Here is a 19,898-nt window from a genome sequence, read left to right on the forward strand (position 1 = left end):
GGACATACAAAAATCCCTCCATGATTATCGGATGAAATTATATTATTTCATCTGACAACCATAAAGGGATTATTACATCACTCAATCTGAAGTTGTTGGAACCTTTTTAAGTTTTTCTTTAAGTCGCAATAAAAAATTTTAAGAATACTTGTGCAATACTAAAATAAATTAACACAGAAGTTAAATCACTCAATGTCGAAATAAATGGCCCTGATGCAACTGCTGGATCAACACCAATTTTATCCATTAAAATTGGTATAAAACTACCCGCTAAATTTGCCACCGTAATAGCGCACATCATTGCAAGTCCTATCACCATCCCGAGAACAAAGTTACCCTTCCAGAGTCCGACAATTAAAGTGACGGAAATACCCGTTACAACCCCAATTACTAATCCAGTGAAAACTTCACTTATAATTAGTCTAAGCACACTTTGTTCATTGTCATCTTTTACAGCTAGGCGTCGAACAGCAACAGCTAAACTTTGTGTTCCGGCATTACCGGCCGTTCCTGTAATCAATGAAATGAAGACAGCTAAAATACTTGCTTCACTCAGTAACCCTTCAAAATGACTAACTAAACTTGCCGTTGACATACCTAAAAATAATAACGTTATCAACCATGGCAAACGTTTTGATGCTGCTTTAAATGGATTTTCTGTTTGATCTTCAGTATCGACACCGGCCAAACCAGAGTAATCCTCAGCCGATTCTTCATCAATAACATCAATAATATCATCAACAGTAATCACACCAATTAATTGTTCATCATAATTTGTAACTGGCATTGCTAAAAAGTTATAATCCCGAATCATCTTGGCAACGTCTGCTTGATCGTCATCAGCTTTAACAGACATAACTGGTGTCGTCATGATATCTCCAATTAACGCCTTCTCATTACTCATTAATAAATTACGTAATGTTACAATCCCCATCAAACGCTGATCATTATTAATAACATAATCATAGTAAATTGTTTCCGCATCACTTGCTTCTTCTCTTAAAGTACGCATTGCAGAACTCACTGTTTGATCTGAGGTTATTGAGGCAAAATCAGTTGACATAATAGCACCAGCTGTCTTATCTTCATAATGCAGCAGACTTTTTATTTCATAGGCCTTATCTTTATCCATCAGACCTAAATATCTCGCTAATTTATGCTGATCCAGTTGTCCCAACAGGTCAACCTCATTATCAGTGTACATATTATCTAATAACTCAGCCACATACTTTAGAGACATTTCATCAAAATATTTAACAACATCTTCCGGATCATCTTCAGCGGCATCAAATGTGTCACTCAATTCCTTAGGCGTCAGGTACTGATACACCTTTTGGCGTTGCTCTTTATTAAGCACTGAAAAAATCTCAGCTTGCTCATAAACATGCAAATCTGTAAATTCATTGTGAAAATTATATTGTTGATTCTTTTCAAGCGAATCAATAATTTCTTCAGTTTTTATTTGGTTATATTTTTCTGTATCCACCATGATGAATACCTCGTTTATTTTTTATTTATAAATTTTTGCATATCCGATGCAAGGTGACTCTGAACATTTATCTGTTCATGTGTAAATGGTTGATAAAACTCAATTTCACTACAGTGTAGCGCTTGGCGTTGCATTGGCATAATTATATGCCCACCATACAATGTATCACCAACTAAGGGATGCCCTGTGGATGCAAAATGAACACGAATTTGATGTGTTCTCCCCGTATGTAATTGGATTTTATATTGACTAATACCTTTTACAGATTTCTCTAACCAATACTCAGTTAAAGCTACTTGACTACCTTCCCCATGGCCAACCTGCCTCTTAATGAATGATTCTGGATCACGCATAATTGGCTCATCAATTGTCCCATGCGGAGTTTCAATCTGTCCTTCGACAAATGCTGTATAGTACTTTTTAATTAGATGATTTTGTAACTGTTGATCCAATAAAGCGTGAGCAAATCGATGTTTAGCAAACAATACTAACCCACTCGTATCACGATCAAGTCGCGTCGCAATATGTGGAATAAAATCATTTAAATGTCGATTTTGATAATAGCCTGCGACACGATTAATCAAGGTATCCTCCGGATGTAAATATGAAGGAATTGAGGCAACATGTGCTGGTTTATTAATAATTAAAAAATCGCGATCTTCAAAAACGATATCAATTGGTACAAACGATTTTTTTAATTCATTTTTATTTTTCTCAGCTGGTAGAACAATACTCACTTTATCATTTGTTTGAATGAAGTCAATTGCCCACTGCTCGTTATCGTTGACTAATAGCTTACCACCACAATACTTAAGCGTTGCAAGTAATCGCCTAGATACACCTTCATTTTTCAGAAAAGTCTTCACTTTTTGAGGAGACGTCCCTGTATACTGCCAATCAATCTGCATAATCACTACCAATAAACGCCTCATTTACACGTTTCCAGAAATTATTATGTCGATATTTGGCAAAACAAATGTGTTCCTTCGCTATTTTATATTTAATTGCCTTAATTTGCCGATTATGATAGATTTCTTGGTCTATACTAAAAACAAAGTCACTGCTTTGTGTTGGTTTCAGTGTAATCCAATCATTTGAAGCCACAATAACTGGTGAGCTTAGCGTCCTAAACACACGATTGTTAATAGACGCAATTTCTGCCATTTGTATTGACTCGAGTTCGGGATGAATAACCGCTCCACCAACCGATTTATTATAGGCAGTAGATCCAGTAGGCGTAGAAATGCACAAACCATCTCCACGAAACTTTTCAAATAACTGATCACCAATATAAACATCCGTTACCATTGTATTGTTAATCCTTTTTAAGGTTGATTCATTTAATGCAAGAAATCTTTCTGATTCTGCATCAAAATAATCAACTTTAACATCTAATAATGGATAATTAATTGATTGTTTATTATCTGATTGGAGACTAGTAACTAAATCTGAAATTTCATCATCTCGCCAATCCGTATAAAAACCTAAATGCCCTGTATGTACGCCAACAAATCTAATGTTTTCAAGGTTATCTTGGTAATGTTTGAAAGCAGAAAGCAAAGTTCCATCCCCACCAACCGTAATCACAATTTCAGGATGACTATTATCAATTACGATATGTGCATCCGTTAGTTTTTGATACAGTTCTTTACCAACTTTTTGCGATTTTTCCCCATCATTTTCGAAAATAGCAACTTTCATTCGTAACCCTCTTTTCCTGACGCCCATGATACCTAATGTTTATTTTTTGTTTAAACCCTTACCATAAAATAAATGCTGCGCTTCTTGAATCTCTTCTCTAATTTCGGACATTTCAGTGTCTAATTTAAACGCAGCCTCTGCTGCCCGTTCGAGCCGTGCATTTAATTGGCTAGGAAATTCTCCTTGATATTTATAATTTAAAGAGTGCTCAATCGTTGCCCAAAAATTCATAGCTAACGTGCGAATTTGAATTTCAACAAGTACATTTTTTTCTCCATTTATCATTTGAACCGGGTACTTAAGTACAATATGATATGAGCGATAACCGCTCGCTTTTTTATTAGTAATGTAGTCACGTTCTTCTACAACGGTCATATCATTTCGAGAACGTAATAAGTCAACAACCTGATAAATATCATCAACAAATTGGCACATAATGCGAATACCCGCAATATCTTGCATGTCAGTTTCTAAACGTTCTTCAGAAATTTGACGTCGTTCAATTTTCTCTAAAATACTATCAACTGATTTAACCCGACTTGTCACAAATTCAATTGGCGAATGTTGACCAATACCCGTGAACTGTTTTCTTAAACCACGCATTTTTATTTTCATTTCTGAAACGGCCTGTTCATAGGGTCTAAAGAAATATTTCCAATCTTCTACCATTTTATCACTCTATTCTATTATTCAATTTACTCATCTCATTTTAGCATAAATTAGTGATTCAGTTCCGAATTAACCTCACAATGTTACCAAATCTTTCAAAAAACAAGTAATTTTAATAATATCTGTTATTAATTAAGTGTTAATAATTGAAAAAAAAAAAAAATTTGGTAAAGTGGTAATAGTTATTAAAACAGAAATGAAATCAAACCCCACACGATTTTAAATCTAATCACTATAATTGGAGGAGTACTCTTGCTAGAAATTTATTTATTTGTCAACCCATTAGGTACAAAATGCTTCAAATCTGAACAAAAGGTTTTAGACTTTATTCGTCTATCTCCCCAAAAAATCTCATTCCAATTTGTACCCATGTTAAACATCCAAACAGTGCACAATGTCATGATTGAAAAAAATCTTGATACACGTAACTTAGCGCTTCGAAATGTGTTATCTGGGTCAATTTACCAAGCCGCTTTAGATTATAAAGCAGCTCTTTTTCAAGGAAAAAAACGTGGACGTGATTTCTTAATGGCAATTCAAGCGGCTTTAGTTCAAGATAGCACTTGTTACTCAGAAGAGCTCATTCAACGAGTTGCTAAAGAAGTTAACTTAAACTGGGAAATGTTTAATGAAGATAGACATTCAGTGTTAGCAAAAAAATCATTTAAAAATGATCAAAAAATTGCCAATGATATGAACGTTACAATGCATCCCACAATCGTCATTAATAATATTGATGGTCTAGACTGTGGTGTATCCTTCCCAGATGCTGATTTAGTAGATATTTCGAAAGTTTGTGCTGGTGATTTTAATATTCAAAATGACTTACATCAAGCAATTAACCCTCAAAACCAACTATACGTTTTATAAAATAAAAATACGTAGCTTAGTTTTTTAACTAAGTTACGTATTTTTTATTTCTCTAAGATTTGAGGTAATAATGCCTCTAATTCATTCAATCTTGCTTCAAATACAGCAAATGCGTTAACTAGATATGCTGACTTAGTCATATCTACACCTGCTTTTTTCATGACATCAACTGGAAAATCTGAACTCCCAGCTTTCAAATAATTCAAATAGTTTTCTAATGCATCAGGTTTTCCACTAGTGATTCCCTCAGATAAAGTGGTTGCAGCAGCAAACCCTGTTGCATATTGATAGACATAATAATTATAATAAAAATGCGGAATTCTTGACCATTCCATTGCAATTTCTGGATCACGTTCTAAACTCTCTCCATAATATTTTTGATTTAAATCAGCATAGTATTTAGACAGTTTATCAGCCGTTAGTGGGTTTCCAACCGCGTCTTCCTCATGAATCCAATGTTCAAATTCTGCAAATTGTGTTTGACGGAAGATAGTTCCTTTAAACCCGTCTAAATAATAATTAAGTAAAAATGCCCTAACCTTAGGATCTGTTTGAGTCTTTAATAAATAATGTGTTAACGTATTTTCATTAGTTGTTGACGCAATTTCTGCTAAAAAAATTGGATAATCACCATACAAATAAGGCTGATTATGATGCGTATAGTAACTATGAATACTATGTCCCATTTCATGTACCAATGTATAAAGATTATTTACATTATTTTGCCAGTTTAATAACATATATGGTGCTGTATCATACATACCTGATGAATAGGCACCACTTCTTTTACCTTGATTTTCAACAACATCAATCCAACGGTTATCAAATGCCTCTTGAACATGACTTAGATAATCAGGTCCCATTTTATCTAAGGCTTTTAATGCCTCACTTTTCGCTTCATCATACGTGTAACTTAGTGCGGGTTCGCCTGTTATTGGTGTATATAAATCGTATGAATGTAATTTTTCAACTTTTAAAATTTTCTTACGTAATGCAACATAACGGTGTAACAACGGTAAATTCTTATTAACCTGCTCAATTAGTGTATTGTAGACAACTTCAGGTATCTGATTATTTGATAATGACGCATCTCTGGCACTTTTATAATGTCGAACTTGTGCACTATAGTTATGAACTTTAACATGGCTTGAAAGTGTTGAAGCTAGTGTGTTTTGAAATTGACCATAGACTTCATATAATTTTTTAAAGGCCTGTTCTCTAACACTTCTAGAAGTTGATTCTAGAAGGACCCCATAAATACCTTGTGATAATTGAACATCATTACCTTGTTCGTCTTGAACAACTGGAAATTTCAAATCAGCATTGTTCAGTATTTCAAACGTTTTAGAAGAGGCGCTAAATATATCCCCTGCTCCAGCTAAGAGCGTTTCTTCAGCATGCGAAAGGACATGATCCTTCTCCAATAATAAACTATCAAAAAAATGACGATAGCCTTTTAAATCAGGATTATCAGACATAAATTGCTTTAAAGTATCCTCTGGTATCGCAATAATTTCAGGTTCAAACCAAGAAATAGCAGCCGATACCTTAGCTGCCAAGGCGCCAGCCCTTGAATTTAAAGCTTGATATGTTGAATTTTCTGTATCTTGATCATTTTTTAAATTCGCATACACGTATACTTTTTCGAGCATCCGTTCAAGCGCCAAAATAGCTTCTAATCCACGTAACATTGTTGTACTATCTTGACTCAATGTACCTTTAAAGTTAGCGATAGTTACTACAGATTCTTCAATTTTTTTGTAATCCTCTTCAAATAATGAATCTGAACCATATATTTTTTCTACATCCCACGTTAAATTTTCTGGTACCTCTTCACGCTTTGGTAATTGCTTAGCTACTGTCATAAAAAGCCTCCGAATATCGTTTATTTACTCCTATAAGATAACATATTTTTAATCAAAATTTGAAATAAATGTATGCCTCAACTGTAAATTTTCCATTTTTAGCGATATATCACTGGACCATACAATCTGATTGTCAATTCGATAATTTTCGGATTCTTTAATTGGTATTAAAATATGATTTTTAATTAAACCCTTAATATATGCATTATTAACTTGTTTAATTGCTAGATGACCAACAAGTGGCATTTCAAAAAGAGTTTTTGTGATTTTTTGTTGCAGGTTAAATAATAACTCAAGCTCTTTTTTCGAAATAACATCAGTGGTATATTTTTGCAAATCTAAAATAACTCGAATTCTCCAAAAAAAGTCATCATGTCGATAGATTGGCGGAAGACGCGTCTGACTCAAGCAATATATCGGAAATCCCATAAAATAATATCGCTGCATGTAGCAAAAATCAATCTGTTGCTTTAAATAATGATTCAAATAATAACAATTTTTCTCTAACTTAGTCAATTGACGGAACAAGTCTGCTGGTGACAAATTCAAAGTTTTATTCCTACAATTATTTTTGATAAATACCATTAAGTCTGTTACATCATTAAATACTTTTGTGCAGTAACGAATACCATATAAATTTTCAAACCATAATTCATAATTTAAAATTAAACACTGTCGCTCAGTATCGATAAATACTAAGAAATAACCAATATTTTTATGGAAATTTATAAACATTGCTTGTTGTTGTGTTAATTTTTTATTTAAACGATGTTTCATCCCTAGAATCCAAAAAATACGATACCCATTTTGTTTATAACCGTCAGTCCTTTTGTTAAAATCTTTTAGCGTCAACGGACTGCATTGGTACTCTACGACTAACTGGCTATTTTTTAAATTTATTAAAACATCCGGTCGTTGCTTTAGTTTAGGCAAATATTGCTCAATATCTGCTCTTTTATGTCTTTTTTCTGCCCACATTTTAATTAAATTTTTCCCTGTGACATGTATTTTCGTTTCACCTTCTGAAAAAAAATGACATGACTTTTTAAAATGAGCAAAATGAGCTTGTTTTTGCGGGCCTTCTTTAAAGACAACACGCTCTCCGCAACCAGGACAAAAATATTTATTGTTTTGCTTAAAATTTATTGCGCATACCAACTCATCTACGTGTTCTTGTTTTGCAAATATCATTCAAATTACCCCTTGTTACAATTTAAATACGCAAAAAAACAAACTAACCTTTTTCGATTAGTTTGTTTATTTAAAGTATCTTCTTGCCTCAGAGAGTGCGTCAGATGACATAATCTTTTTACCACGTTCTTCCATAAATGGTCCTGTCGATGAGACAACCTGTGCATACTCTAATGCGACAGCTATATCATTTTCGATTGTTTCTTTTGTTGTATTATCTTTATCAAAAATTAGTTCTAAAAAATATTTATTTTGGACTTTAAATAAATTGCTTTGTGTATTTGTTGGTCTAAAAATTTTAGCTAATTGAATAAAATCTTCGAAGTCCCCAAATTCAAACATTCTTGTTTGAGCAGATTTTTTATAACCCGATCCAACAGTATCTTGTGAGTCATTGTCACTGTCTTCAAGCTCAGCTAATCTATCTTTTATAAAGCTTCCTAGATCATCATTCTCAGATAAATCAGAAATGTTTATTTCTTTCGGATTTTGCGTCTCGTCTGGCTTTCCACGACTGATAAATAACTCCAAGCCATCTCGATTAGGTAATACCTGGAAGGTAACTGCTTCATTATTTTCAAATTCATGTTCCGTGTCTACTTCGCGTAAAATACTATAAAAGAAATCTTCAATTTGAGTTCTATTACCTAATAAATCTAAAACAGTAATACCTCTTTTAGATAAATCTTCATCTTCAACTAAAACACGAATTGTATTTTCATTTATTTTTTCCATTTTCATTACTAATCACCCATCTTTCTGATAACTTGACCTTAATTCTATCTAAAATTTACTATTTGTAAAGTAGTTTAAACTAAATAAAAAAAATTCAGGAATGCGTCTTCCTGAATTTTACCATGTTACCTTATTAAAAACTAATGTTTCAATATTATTTAATTTTAAATTAATTAAAATCCAGCAAGTAATTGTGCCTTTTGTAATTCTAAAGCACGTACATCCCTTGGTAAGAAGCGACGAATTTCGTCTTCGTTATATCCAACCTGTAATCGTTTTTCATCTAGAATAATAGGACGACGTAATAAACCAGGATTATCTTGAATTAATGAGAATAATTCTTGAAGTGGTAAATCGTCTAAGTCCATATCTAGTTCCTGATAAACTTTTGAGCGTTTAGAAATAACTTCTTCTGTTCCATTTTCAGTCATTTGCAAAATTGTTTTAATTTCATCAATGTTGAGAGGCTCAGAAAAAATATTACGTTCTTGGAATGGAATATTATTTTCCTTAAGCCATGCACGTGCTTTTCGACAAGATGTACAACTTGGTGAAGTATATAAAGTTACCATATGCGCTCTCTCCTTTTAATAAAAAATTTATCAATTCCTATAAAACAATTGTAACTTATTATCAAACAAATTACTACCATTTTATTAAAAAAATTTACTAATTAATATTTTTACTAATAATACATTTAATTCATTTGTGTTCATTATTAAATGATTAAATGACATCATTTTTGATATTGTTTTTTATATTTCGAGTATGATATTACATATATTTTATAGTTATTATTATTTATTGAATGAAAAATAATTTGCTATCTCAATTATTTAATATACTTTACACTCGATATATACTTACTAAAAGTACGTAACACGCACTTAATCGTTTATTTGCAACAATCTTATCATTATTTTATTTTTCAAAAAAAAGATACATATTGTTAAAAAAATTTAACAATATGTATCCGATTACAAAATTAGTTCTAAATATTTTTTTGCGAGTATTATATCGATATTATTGCCAGCTGATAATTCAGCTTGTTCTTTTAATAATTCGTGGGAACCATTTGCTGGTAAATGCGTTAAAATTAATCTTTTAGCATTATTTAAACGAGCAAACTTTCCAGACTCGGTAGATGTCATATGCCATTTTTTGCCAATTTTATCATCAAAAAAGTTTGTATCGGTCATTAATATATCTGCATTTTGACTAATTTCATTTAATTTTTCGTCATACGCCGTATCAGCTGTAAAAACAAAGACCTTCCCAGTTGCCCGTTCCGTTATTCTCATAGCATATGTAGGCACTGGGTGAATTGTTTCTAAAAATTCAAAAGTAAAAGGCCCAATGTCTATAACTTCTTTATTCTTATATCCTATTCCAATTGTCGCATTTGCCCAAGTTAATTTTGCTAATGCTTCTTGATCAATAGATGGCCCATAAATAGGAAGTGGTTGCTTCACTTGTTCACCGTTAATCTGCCAGCTATACTGTAAAACGCCGACATCTGCGATATGATCCTGATGATAATGTGATAAAACAACTGCATCTAACTTCAAGGAATCTAGTTTAGGTTCTAGACTAAGCATTGCTCCACTTCCACAGTCCAACAATAAATTAAAACCATTACTCTGAATTAAATATGAACTAGTTCCAACTGTATGGGCAGGATAACCCCCATAGAATCCTAAAATTGTCAACTTCATTTTTAATTGTCCTTCCTGTTACTTTTGACTCTATTATACCTTTTTTTGGGCTATACTTAATAATGAATTAAAGTAAATGGGAGATGTATCTTTGTTAAATCATATAAACACAGCATTAGGCGCTGAATATTTTTTAAAGTCTATAATTCGAAATAATCCATCCCGATCATTTATTCTACTTAATCCAATTAATAAGTACAATAATTCTTACTTATTAGACACATCAGATGATAATTCTATTTTCTACTCTGGATTAGACTTCCGTGTTCGATATCATGTAGGAATGGATTCATGGCAAGGTTTTTATCATTTTAAATATATTACTTTGAGCGATGAAGAAAGTAAAGTTTACTTAGCTCAAGTACAAACTTTTATTAATGAACAAACAAAACCAACTGGTATCATTTCTTTTTACACATTACAGTCTTTATCTAAAGGTTATAATTATGTTTTTTTAACAATTTGGAAGCAACAATCTGATTTTATTAATTGGCGTAAAACGTCAAATTATAAACAGTTAAAGTACTATGAAAGTGAGTTTCAAATTACTCCCATAGACGCAGTGTATTCTGTTAATGAATTAATTAATATAAAAGATTAATCCAATTAGTTAAAAACAATCCGTATTCCACAAACGATATTAATAGCTAATTAATGACTCAAACAAGTCATTAATTAGCTATTTTTTTACAATAGTTATTCCCCAAAAATGTTTAATTTCCAACCAAAAAATAGCCTAAAAAGTTTTCTAACTTTTAGGCTATTAATCATTTAACCGTTCTTAAACTCTGTTATTTATTATCCGATTCAACACTCTCACGGTAATTAAAAATAAGCCTAAATACATCACATAGAAGGTCCCCCAGAAGAAAATGAGAACATTTAGGTTAGGTTGATCAAATAATGCGACATAAATATTAAAAGTAAATATTGCTTCTATCGATCCTAAAATAACCGGAATTAAAAATAAACTGGCTGTTTGCTGATAAATAATTCGCTTAATCTCTTTTTTGGTCACACCTAGACTTTGCATTAGTGAATAAGTTTTTTGATTTTGTCTAAGATCTATCATTTGTTGTAACATTAAAATACTACAAGTTGCTAATACTAAAATAATACTAATAAAACATGCTATATAAATATAAAACCCATCTAATTCGTTAACATTTTTTTCAACTTGATTTCTCACACCCAAATTTCGATAATGGTAGTTTGACTTAATTTGATTAGAAAATTTATAACGGACATTCGATAATGTTGTCCCTGTCTGCTGCAAATAGGTCTGTTCTTTAGATTGATTATCTAATTTATGTCCGAAATCATTTTTAGATTGTGCAAATTCCTGATAATTTTTAATATTAATAGCTGTAAGTCCATATTTTGTGTTGCTATCAACACGTTTGTAGACACTATCTTTAACAATTAACAAATTTTGAATGTAATGTATTTCACCATACGGAAACGTACTTAAGTATGTTTTTATCTTTAATTTGTTCATTGATTTTTGCTTAAATTGAATGAGCTGGTTATCATCATTAATTTGATATCTTGCTAACTTGTGTAAAATCATAACTGTCTCATTCGATTTAATCTTAATCGGTTCTAAATCATCTTGAATTTTACGCGCATGATTATAATCTGTTTCTGACATTATTGTAATTGGCACAATTTTAGCTTCACTTTGATTATTTGCTTTTAATTGAACACTTGTTTTCATCGGTACAATTTTAAGATGTCCACTTACTTGCTGTTTCACTATTAAATTGTTTTGTTTTAATACTTTTTTTACAGTTTTTAAATGATAATCGTCCGTAATAAAATGAGCTGGTGCCACTTGATCAATTGTTTTTTGGGAATATGAATACAACGTAGCCACTCCAATAAATACAGATAAAGAGAACATTATTAATAAAGTCATTAAACTTAAGATGACCTTATTTTGTCTTAAACTGACTTTTAAATTAGAAAAAGCAAGTAGCCTACCACCCCGATACATAAAATGTCGCCATTTTTGTATCATACTTATCATTATCGGCACCAAATAATTAAAAATCAAAAGAGTCCCTAAGATAATCATAATTGCAATAATCAATACTGCTAAAAAATAATCATTTTTACGTAACCAAACATTAAAAATAGGTCCCAAATTTTCAAAATTTACTGCCATAAATAAAGGTACAATAATAAAAAAGATACTAATGATAGCCATAAATCGTTTAAATGGTCCAAATTTTTCGACACTGGCATTATCACTATTTTTAAACAATGAAACTAATTGTTTACGATAAATAACACTTGCATTAACAGTTGACATCATTAAAAAGATAACGTTAAAGATAACTATTGTACTAATTAAACTATGCCAAGATATAATAATATTGGTATCTGCCACAATAAACATAGCCCTCAACAAAATCATAGCAAATAATTTAGAAAAGATCGCACCAACCACTAAACCAATCAGTAATGCTATATTACCTAGAATTAAATTTTCAATAAATAGCATTGTCGCAATTTCTTTTTTTTTCACTCCAAGAAGATGGTAAACAGCAATTTCTTTTTCTCGCCGTTTCGCCACAAAAAGATTAGTGTACATCATGAAACAAGCAATAAAAATCAAAATTAAAAAACTACTAATACGTAAAGTAACAGAAATTGGTAACTCTACGCGCGCATTTTGTGTTAACTCTTTGTTAATTGACATTGACAAAAATGAAAAATAAACTGTAACTGCTATCGCACTAGCAATAATGTAAATTAAATAATCCCATAAACTGCGCCAAATACTTTTAAAAACAATATTCACTAGTGGTTTCATTGCTTTCCCCCACCAATAGCTGCTTGCATATCAATTATTTTTTGGAAAAATTCTTTTCTAGAGCCATCTCGCCTAATTTCGGCAAAGATATTCCCATCTTTAATAAAAATAATTCTTTTACAATAACTAGCTGTAAATGCATCATGAGTTACCATCATGAGCGTCATCTTTTGCTTTTCATTCACGTCTGTTAAATACTTCAATAGTTCCGTAGCTGCTTTTGAATCTAGACTTCCTGTCGGTTCATCTGCGAATAACATTTTGGGTGCCGTTATAATAGCTCGTGCAACTGCAACCCTCTGCTGTTGACCAATTGAAATTTCATTTGGAAAATGTTTTAAAATATTATTTAAATTTAAAATATTAGCAATATTAGCAAGTTTTGCCTCAATTATTTCTACATTTACTTTATCCAATGCTAAGGGCAAAATTATATTTTCCTTGATAGTCAACGAATTAAGTAAATTAAAATCTTGAAAAATAAACCCTAACTGTTGTCTTCTAAACTCAGACAATTTTTTTTCATTATATTGTGTTATATCCTGGTTATCTATTCTAACATGTCCAAAAGTTGGCTTATCAATAGTCGACATCATATTTAATAACGTCGTTTTTCCTGCACCAGATGGTCCCATAATACCAACAAATTCTCCTGAATCAATTACAAACGAAATATTATCAATTGCAGTCGATCTATTAAACTTCATTCCATAAATTTTTTTAACGTGATCTACTTCAATAAATGTCATAATTTCATTTCTCCTATTACCAAGTATTATCCTATATATAGGATAATTACGCCAATATTTATTTACGCTTTTTATCTATTTGAATTTAATGCTAAAAACCGGTATTGTAGGGTAAATAGTTCTTACTTTAAAGAGGTGATAATATGTTTAGTATAATGATTGTTGAAGATGATAAAACAATTGCCAACATTACTGCAGATAGTCTAGCAAAATGGCGATTCAACCCTATTTTAATTAATAATTTTAGTGAAATTGATCTTGAATTCATTGAAAAAAAACCACATTTAGTTTTATTAGACATTAATTTACCCGATTTTGATGGCTTTTACTGGTGTAAAAAAATCCGTGAAATATCAAATGTACCAATTATATTTATCTCAAGCCGAAATACCAATATGGATATGGTTATGGCAATGAATATGGGTGGCGATGACTTCGTAAATAAACCTTACTCAATGGAAGTTTTAGTTGCAAAAATTTCTGCATTATTACGACGCACTTACAATTACGCAGAAATGGGACCAGAAACACTCGAGCATAATGGCCTTTTTTTGAATTTACAAAATGGAACTGCAAAATTTAACGATAAAATTATTGATTTATCAAAAAATGAGTACCAGTTACTGCAATATTTAATGCGTCAGACAGGGAAAATTGTTAGCCGTGAAAAATTACTTCGAGAACTCTGGGAAGACGAACATTTTGTTGATGACAATACGTTAACCGTTAATATTAATCGCGTTCGTAAAAAAATAGCACAAGCTGGATTACCCAATTTTATCGAGACAAAGGTAGGACAAGGTTATCTTATCCCTTAGGAGACACTAATGACATTTTTTAAGTACATTTCAGATAGAATTACAACAATCATCTTTTTCCTTCTAGTTATTCTCTTAATTAATCTTGTATTGTGGTTTGATCCATTCCATAACATTGTTTTATCTACATTATTATATATAGATATTCTGGTAGTTATTATATCAAGTATTTTTGTTGTAACACGTTACTGGATTAATCATCAATGGTACCAAAAATTTAAATTACCAATTGATCCAGCAACAGCAGATTTATTGATTCCTATTAATGGTGCACATTCCAATGAACAACGTTTATATCAGGGTTATGTTAATGCCCTATTAAACAATCATCAAATACAAATAAATAATATCTTGTCTAAACAACAAGAACAAGAGGATTTTTTAAATGCTTGGATTCATGATATTAAAGTTCCCTTAGCTGCTATTCAGTTACTAATTGAAACATCTGATGGCAAGCTATCTGAAAAACAAGTCATGCAAACTGAAATTGAATTAAAAAACATTGAAAATTTTGTTGAACAAGTGATTTATTATTCTCGTTTAGATAGCTTTTCAAATGATTATTTAATTCAAGATGATTCACTAAAAAAAGTAGTTAATCTTGTCATTCGGGATAATATGAACTTATTTTTTTCAAAACATATTCGTTTCGTTTTTAACAGTACAGATATTTCCGTTCTAACTGATTCAAAATGGCTACGTTTTATCTTAAATCAAGTGATTACCAATTCATTAAAATACACACCAAATAATGGTGAAATCGTTATTTCTCTTAAAGATACTGAAAAAGAAACGATATTAGCCATTAAAGATAATGGCATTGGTATCCCGAACGCAGATTTAGCTCGCGTTTTTGACAAAGGATTTACCGGGAATAACGGGCGTCAATTCAACCAAAATGCAACCGGATTAGGCCTTTATTTAGCAAATCAACTAAGTCAAAAATTAGGTCACCAATTAGAAATTGAATCTCCAAAAAATGAAGGTACTACAGTTAAAATTATATTTCCTAAACTTTCTTATTATAATGATGAAATGGGCGAAATTCTTCGCTAGGAGGGTCTATCATGTTATCAGAAATTGAACTCGGTTTTACAAATATTAAAGATATTGATCCTAATATTATTGTAGATTTACGCTATGCTACAAAAGACAACTTTACTAACCAAATTATTTATGACTTTTCTACAGCAATCGCTAGAACAGGAACAGCTAAGAAACTTGGTATCGCAAGTCAATTACTCAAAACTCAAGGCTATCGTTTAAAAATTTGGGACGCCTACAGACCAGTCTCTGCTCAAAAAAAATTATTTGACGTTTATCCCGATCCTAATTTTGTAGCGAAGCCAAATCCTAATTTCAGTCATCAAAAAGGCGTGACATTTGATTTAACTATCTGTGATATGGATGGCCACGAGCTTAACATGCAAAGTGAATTTGACGACTTTTCAGAACGAGCTGGAAGAAATTATAAACGAACACCTCAACAACAAATAAATTACGATATACTAAATAACGCTATGATAACTGCTGGTTTTATCGGATATTCTGAAGAATGGTGGGACTATAGAGATTCTGATATGAATGACTATTCACCACTTATCGCGAATCCAAATGATTATTAAAAAAACTTGTCACAACACCTTACATACAAGGTATTGTGACAAGTTTTTTATCTTAACAATTTATCCCAGAGAATAACTTCACCCGCAATTAATGATTTTTGAACATCAATAATTCTTTGATTTGAGCTACCTCTAAATTGCAAAGTTAAATCTTTTTTTGGTAATTCGAATCGACCGTCGACTAAAATATCAATCTTTGAAAGTAATTCAAGTTTATCATCAGATTCAAGCATTAATTCATCCCATGTATAACCAGTCCAAGACCAGATATCTTTCGTCCATCCATAAGTATCATGAATACGATTCACTAAGCTTAAACAAACCTGCGTGTTAACAAAAGGCTCTCCGCCTAATAAAGTTAATCCTTGGCAATAGTCTTCGCTTAAATCAGTTATTATTTGATCTTCAAGCTCTTTTGTATATGGTGTCCCATATCTAAAATTTTGCGCTGCCTTATTATAACAACCCGGACAAGCAAATAAACAGCCACTAACGTATAAACTACAACGAACCCCTTCACCATCAACAAAATTAAATGGTTTATAAGATGCAATATACTGTTGGCTTAACTCACTGGCAATCCATTCTTTAGGTTTCGGATTTCGTGGTGCTTTAACTCTCTTTTGTCGTTCCATCATCAACCATTCCTAAAGTCATATTTTTAACACGAGAAGCAATTTCTTTATGACGTCCATGAACCATCGGACGTTGCTGTGGATTACCTAAGTATCCACATGTCCTTTTAACAACATCACATGTTTTTGGATCATGATTTTGACATTTAGGGCATTCAAATCCTCGTTCAGTTGGGTTAAATTCACCATCAAAACCACATTTATAACAATGATCAATAGGGGTATTAGTTCCTAAATAGCCGATTTTATCATAAGCCCAATCCCAGACTGCTTCTAAAGCCTTAGGATTTTGACGTAAATTTGGGTATTCACAGTAATGAATAAATCCACCTGATGCATATTTAGGATATTCCATTTCAAACGACAATTTTTCAAACGGAGTTGGATTTTTCCTAACGTCATAATGAAAACTATTTGTATAATATTCCTTTTCTGTAACATCTTTAATTTCACCAAATTTTTCAGTGTCTAATACACAGAAACGATCTGTTAAGGATTCACTAGGAGTTGAATAAACACTAAAATGATAATCGTATTCATCTGACCAATCTGTACAATACTCCTTGAGGCGTTTAACGATGTCAATCGTAAAATTATGCGCCTTTTCATTTTTTTCCCAATTAGGTCCAAAAAAAACAGTTCCAACTTCATATAGTCCAATATAACCTAATGAGACCGTAGCGCGACGATTCTTGAATAAATCATCAACATCTCCGTCTGCTTTTAACCTTTCGCCAAAAGCACCATGTTGATATAGAATGGGTGCATTCTCTGGGATAGCTTCCTTGACACGGTTAACTTTAAAGACTAATGCCTCTTTACAAACCTGCATCCTCTCTTTAAAGATATCCCAAAATAAATCAATATTACCTTCGGATTCCAAAGCAATTCGTGGTAAATTAACTGTAACAACGCCTAAATTCATACGCCCAGAATTGACTTCATTACCATTTTTATCTTTCCATCCTTGCAGAAAGCTACGACAGCCCATAGGTACCTTGAAACTGCCCGTAAGCTCTTTTATCTTGTCATACATTAATATGTCAGGGTACATTCTCTTCGTAGCACAATCAACAGCTAAGGCCTTAATATCGTAGTTAGGGTCCCCATGTTTAAAGTTTAAATCCTTTTTTATTGTAAATACTAATTTAGGAAATATTGCCGTACGATGCTCACGACCTAATCCTTTTATTCTAATTTTTAAAATTGAGATTTGAATTTCTCGTTCAATCCAACTTTCACCCAACCCAAAACCTAACGTAGTAAACGGCGTCTGTCCTTGCGAAGAGAATAAAGTATTGATTTCATACTCTAATCCTTGCATGGCATCATAAATATCTTTGCTTGTTTTAAGTTTAGCAAATTCTATCTGTTTTATTGGATTCCCAATCCATACTTTTGCATCTATTAAATGCTTCTTATAATTTAATTCAGCAAATGGCGCTAGTAACTCATCCACCCTATCTGCAGAACAACCACCATACTGACTTGAGGCTACATTAGCAATAATTTGTGCCATTTGCGCAGTTGCGGTCTGAATTGAATGAGGACTTTCAACTTCAGCATTTCCTATTTTAAATCCATTTGTTAACATCTCTTTAAAATCAATCAGACAGCAGTTAGTCATAGGACTCCAGGGTGTGTAATCTAAATCATGATAATGAATTGAACCACGTAAATGTGCTTTAGCTAGTGATTCAGGCATTAATTTTAATCCCAAAGTTTTACCCACTGTCCCAGCCGTCAAATCACGTTGTGTATTGAATACATTGCTATCCTTATTAGCATTTTCATGAACAATTGTATCATCTTTATTTAATAATTTATCCAAACGACCAGCTGGATCAGTTTGCTCTTTCCACAATTTTTCATCATTTATTCTATATTCCTGAAAGCTATCCAATGCATCACGGTAGCCTAATTCACGATATGTAGCTATAACTAAGCCATACATCGTTTGGGCATTAATTTTTTGATAATTACTTAATTTATGTAATAGTAATTCCTGATAGCTTTCTTGATTTTTTTTACTATTTAATCGACGCAAAGTACTACTTAAAACTTTACGTAATGCAAAATCAACTTTTCGACCATCACGCTTTTCAAATATGTCAGGCACTTGCATATCTAACTTTACCTCTACTTTTTTCATAAGTGACCTTCCTTTTCTTACAGCAATAAATATATGTTACTTGATTATCCTCTTAAAAACAACAATATATAGTGTACAACAATATATACTATCTATATATTGTTGTACACTATGATTTACTATCAAGATGTTTGAAATGTAATTAAAAAGTTAGACGTATATATATCAGTTAAAAAATTATTATATGATTTCAATACCAGAATATTTTATACACTTAAAAATTTATACCAAAAAAACTCTAATTATTAAGTGATTAGAATTTTCATACTATTATCCACCAACAACAGTTGACGAAGAGCCAAAAAAGTTCAACAAAAGCTCAACTTTCTATAATTTCGTATTATTCTTCATAATTTAGCGTACAAAAAAAGCCCAATCAATGGGCTTTCATGTTTTCTAATACTCTCTATAATACTTAATAATACCGGTGATCGGGGTCGAACCGATACTCCATTGCTGGAACTGGATTTTGAGTCCAGCGCGTCTGCCAATTCCGCCACACCGGCATAACTCGTGTAAGGCGGTAACCGGATTTGAACCGGTGATGAAGGTTTTGCAGACCTCTGCCTTACCACTTGGCTATACCGCCATATTAATTATTACTTGATATAACCTTATAAAAGGCGACATGTGGGAATCGAACCCACGCGTGCCGGAGCCACAATCCGGTGCGTTAACCACTTCGCCAATATCGCCAAAACAAAAAATGGCAGGGGTAGTAGGAATTGAACCCACACTGACGGTTTTGGAGACCGTAGTTCTACCTTTAAACTATACCCCTATAAAAAATGGAAGAGAGTGGATTCGAACCACCGAACCCGAAGGAGCGGATTTACAGTCCGCCGCGTTTAGCCTCTTCGCTACTC

The 19,898-nt window shown here is 32.1% G+C and carries 18 protein-coding genes and 4 tRNA genes; 5 read left to right on the forward strand and 17 right to left on the reverse strand.

Going from position 1 to position 19,898, the window contains the following annotated elements; all coding sequences use genetic code 11:
* Positions 1-118 precede the first annotated feature (118 nt).
* The 4 genes from mgtE to yjbM are packed head-to-tail and all read right to left on the reverse strand — an operon-like array spanning position 119 to position 3,859.
* Positions 119-1,486 (reverse strand): magnesium transporter, encoded by a 1,368-nt coding sequence (mgtE, locus tag AC1RPJ_RS07355; RefSeq protein ID WP_481761981.1) that lies wholly within the window; start codon positions 1,484-1,486, stop codon positions 119-121.
* A 17-nt stretch (positions 1,487-1,503) separates the two neighbouring features.
* On the reverse strand, positions 1,504-2,397 hold the full coding sequence (locus tag AC1RPJ_RS07360) for an RluA family pseudouridine synthase (RefSeq protein WP_481761982.1): 894 nt from the start codon (positions 2,395-2,397) through the stop codon (positions 1,504-1,506).
* Positions 2,387-3,190 carry an NAD kinase gene (locus AC1RPJ_RS07365; protein WP_481761966.1) on the reverse strand — a complete coding sequence of 268 codons (804 nt, stop codon included), beginning with the start codon at positions 3,188-3,190 and terminating at the stop codon, positions 2,387-2,389. Before AC1RPJ_RS07365 ends, AC1RPJ_RS07360 begins: the two co-directional genes overlap by 11 nt.
* A 39-nt stretch (positions 3,191-3,229) precedes the next feature.
* Positions 3,230-3,859 (reverse strand): GTP diphosphokinase, encoded by a 630-nt coding sequence (gene yjbM / locus AC1RPJ_RS07370; protein WP_481761967.1) that lies wholly within the window; start codon positions 3,857-3,859, stop codon positions 3,230-3,232.
* A gap of 252 nt (positions 3,860-4,111) precedes the next feature.
* Between yjbM and AC1RPJ_RS07375 the strand changes: the two genes are divergently transcribed.
* Positions 4,112-4,729 carry a DsbA family protein gene (locus AC1RPJ_RS07375; protein WP_481761968.1) on the forward strand — a complete coding sequence of 206 codons (618 nt, stop codon included), beginning with the start codon at positions 4,112-4,114 and terminating at the stop codon, positions 4,727-4,729.
* Between the two features lie 44 nt (positions 4,730-4,773).
* Here AC1RPJ_RS07375 and pepF read toward each other — a convergent pair whose 3' ends face one another.
* The 5 genes from pepF to AC1RPJ_RS07400 all read right to left on the reverse strand — a co-directional run bounded on the left by pepF (position 4,774) and on the right by AC1RPJ_RS07400 (position 10,235).
* Entirely contained in the window at positions 4,774-6,594 is a 1,821-nt protein-coding gene (pepF, locus tag AC1RPJ_RS07380) for an oligoendopeptidase F (RefSeq protein WP_481761969.1), read from the reverse strand.
* A gap of 48 nt (positions 6,595-6,642) precedes the next feature.
* Positions 6,643-7,785, reverse strand: a complete 1,143-nt coding sequence (locus AC1RPJ_RS07385; protein ID WP_481761970.1) for a competence protein CoiA — start codon at positions 7,783-7,785, stop codon at positions 6,643-6,645.
* 66 nt (positions 7,786-7,851) lie between these two features.
* Entirely contained in the window at positions 7,852-8,526 is a 675-nt protein-coding gene (locus AC1RPJ_RS07390) for an adaptor protein MecA (protein ID WP_481761971.1), read from the reverse strand.
* A gap of 167 nt (positions 8,527-8,693) precedes the next feature.
* Positions 8,694-9,092, reverse strand: coding sequence for a transcriptional regulator SpxA (gene spxA, locus AC1RPJ_RS07395; protein WP_481761972.1), 399 nt, complete (start codon positions 9,090-9,092; stop codon positions 8,694-8,696).
* A gap of 405 nt (positions 9,093-9,497) precedes the next feature.
* A complete protein-coding gene (locus AC1RPJ_RS07400) occupies positions 9,498-10,235 on the reverse strand; it encodes an MBL fold metallo-hydrolase (RefSeq protein WP_481761973.1) in 738 nt (245 codons plus the stop codon).
* A gap of 91 nt (positions 10,236-10,326) precedes the next feature.
* Between AC1RPJ_RS07400 and AC1RPJ_RS07405 the strand changes: the two genes are divergently transcribed.
* Positions 10,327-10,836, forward strand: a complete 510-nt coding sequence (locus tag AC1RPJ_RS07405) for an antibiotic biosynthesis monooxygenase (protein WP_481761974.1) — start codon at positions 10,327-10,329, stop codon at positions 10,834-10,836.
* Positions 10,837-11,016: 180 nt separating this feature from the next.
* On the opposite strand, the gene AC1RPJ_RS07410 is transcribed toward AC1RPJ_RS07405, so the two are convergent.
* Positions 11,017-13,053, reverse strand: a complete 2,037-nt coding sequence (locus AC1RPJ_RS07410; protein ID WP_481761975.1) for an ABC transporter permease — start codon at positions 13,051-13,053, stop codon at positions 11,017-11,019.
* On the reverse strand, positions 13,050-13,805 hold the full coding sequence (locus AC1RPJ_RS07415) for an ABC transporter ATP-binding protein (protein ID WP_481761983.1): 756 nt from the start codon (positions 13,803-13,805) through the stop codon (positions 13,050-13,052). The genes AC1RPJ_RS07410 and AC1RPJ_RS07415 overlap by 4 nt, the downstream gene beginning before the upstream one ends.
* 140 nt (positions 13,806-13,945) lie before the next feature.
* Between AC1RPJ_RS07415 and AC1RPJ_RS07420 the strand changes: the two genes are divergently transcribed.
* The 3 genes from AC1RPJ_RS07420 to AC1RPJ_RS07430 are packed head-to-tail and all read left to right on the forward strand — an operon-like array spanning position 13,946 to position 16,245.
* Positions 13,946-14,620 (forward strand): response regulator transcription factor, encoded by a 675-nt coding sequence (locus AC1RPJ_RS07420; RefSeq protein WP_481761976.1) that lies wholly within the window; start codon positions 13,946-13,948, stop codon positions 14,618-14,620.
* A 9-nt stretch (positions 14,621-14,629) separates the two neighbouring features.
* Entirely contained in the window at positions 14,630-15,676 is a 1,047-nt protein-coding gene (locus AC1RPJ_RS07425) for a sensor histidine kinase (protein WP_481761977.1), read from the forward strand.
* 11 nt (positions 15,677-15,687) lie between these two features.
* Positions 15,688-16,245, forward strand: coding sequence for a M15 family metallopeptidase (locus AC1RPJ_RS07430; RefSeq protein WP_481761978.1), 558 nt, complete (start codon positions 15,688-15,690; stop codon positions 16,243-16,245).
* Between the two features lie 47 nt (positions 16,246-16,292).
* Here AC1RPJ_RS07430 and nrdG read toward each other — a convergent pair whose 3' ends face one another.
* The 6 genes from nrdG to AC1RPJ_RS07460 form a co-directional block, all read right to left on the reverse strand.
* Positions 16,293-16,883: an anaerobic ribonucleoside-triphosphate reductase activating protein gene (nrdG, locus tag AC1RPJ_RS07435; protein ID WP_481761979.1), complete on the reverse strand. Its 591-nt coding sequence runs from the start codon at positions 16,881-16,883 to the stop codon at positions 16,293-16,295.
* Entirely contained in the window at positions 16,858-19,032 is a 2,175-nt protein-coding gene (gene nrdD, locus AC1RPJ_RS07440) for an anaerobic ribonucleoside-triphosphate reductase (RefSeq protein ID WP_481761980.1), read from the reverse strand. The genes nrdG and nrdD overlap by 26 nt, the downstream gene beginning before the upstream one ends.
* Positions 19,033-19,454: 422 nt before the next feature.
* Positions 19,455-19,538, reverse strand: a tRNA-Leu gene (locus tag AC1RPJ_RS07445).
* 12 nt (positions 19,539-19,550) lie between these two features.
* Positions 19,551-19,621 (reverse strand) — tRNA-Cys (locus AC1RPJ_RS07450).
* Between the two features lie 33 nt (positions 19,622-19,654).
* Positions 19,655-19,727 (reverse strand) — tRNA-His (locus tag AC1RPJ_RS07455).
* A 12-nt stretch (positions 19,728-19,739) separates the two neighbouring features.
* Positions 19,740-19,813 (reverse strand) — tRNA-Trp (locus AC1RPJ_RS07460).
* Positions 19,814-19,898 lie beyond the last annotated feature (85 nt).

The sequence above is a fragment of the Dellaglioa sp. CoH-57-MRSF-17 genome (genome assembly GCF_056782015.1).

What these genes read in the sequence shown, in the direction of transcription:
- AC1RPJ_RS07360 (WP_481761982.1), bottom strand. Translation starts at nt 2,397, where the DNA reads ATGCAGATTGATTGGCAGTATACAGGGACGTCTCCTCAAAAAGTGAAG.
- AC1RPJ_RS07420 (WP_481761976.1), top strand. Translation starts at nt 13,946, where the DNA reads ATGTTTAGTATAATGATTGTTGAAGATGATAAAACAATTGCCAACATT.
- nrdG (WP_481761979.1), bottom strand. Translation starts at nt 16,883, where the DNA reads ATGATGGAACGACAAAAGAGAGTTAAAGCACCACGAAATCCGAAACCT.
- AC1RPJ_RS07385 (WP_481761970.1), bottom strand. Translation starts at nt 7,785, where the DNA reads ATGATATTTGCAAAACAAGAACACGTAGATGAGTTGGTATGCGCAATA.
- pepF (WP_481761969.1), bottom strand. Translation starts at nt 6,594, where the DNA reads ATGACAGTAGCTAAGCAATTACCAAAGCGTGAAGAGGTACCAGAAAAT.
- spxA (WP_481761972.1), bottom strand. Translation starts at nt 9,092, where the DNA reads ATGGTAACTTTATATACTTCACCAAGTTGTACATCTTGTCGAAAAGCA.
- AC1RPJ_RS07390 (WP_481761971.1), bottom strand. Translation starts at nt 8,526, where the DNA reads ATGAAAATGGAAAAAATAAATGAAAATACAATTCGTGTTTTAGTTGAA.
- yjbM (WP_481761967.1), bottom strand. Translation starts at nt 3,859, where the DNA reads ATGGTAGAAGATTGGAAATATTTCTTTAGACCCTATGAACAGGCCGTT.
- AC1RPJ_RS07430 (WP_481761978.1), top strand. Translation starts at nt 15,688, where the DNA reads ATGTTATCAGAAATTGAACTCGGTTTTACAAATATTAAAGATATTGAT.
- AC1RPJ_RS07410 (WP_481761975.1), bottom strand. Translation starts at nt 13,053, where the DNA reads ATGAAACCACTAGTGAATATTGTTTTTAAAAGTATTTGGCGCAGTTTA.
- nrdD (WP_481761980.1), bottom strand. Translation starts at nt 19,032, where the DNA reads ATGAAAAAAGTAGAGGTAAAGTTAGATATGCAAGTGCCTGACATATTT.
- AC1RPJ_RS07365 (WP_481761966.1), bottom strand. Translation starts at nt 3,190, where the DNA reads ATGAAAGTTGCTATTTTCGAAAATGATGGGGAAAAATCGCAAAAAGTT.
- AC1RPJ_RS07400 (WP_481761973.1), bottom strand. Translation starts at nt 10,235, where the DNA reads ATGAAGTTGACAATTTTAGGATTCTATGGGGGTTATCCTGCCCATACA.
- AC1RPJ_RS07425 (WP_481761977.1), top strand. Translation starts at nt 14,630, where the DNA reads ATGACATTTTTTAAGTACATTTCAGATAGAATTACAACAATCATCTTT.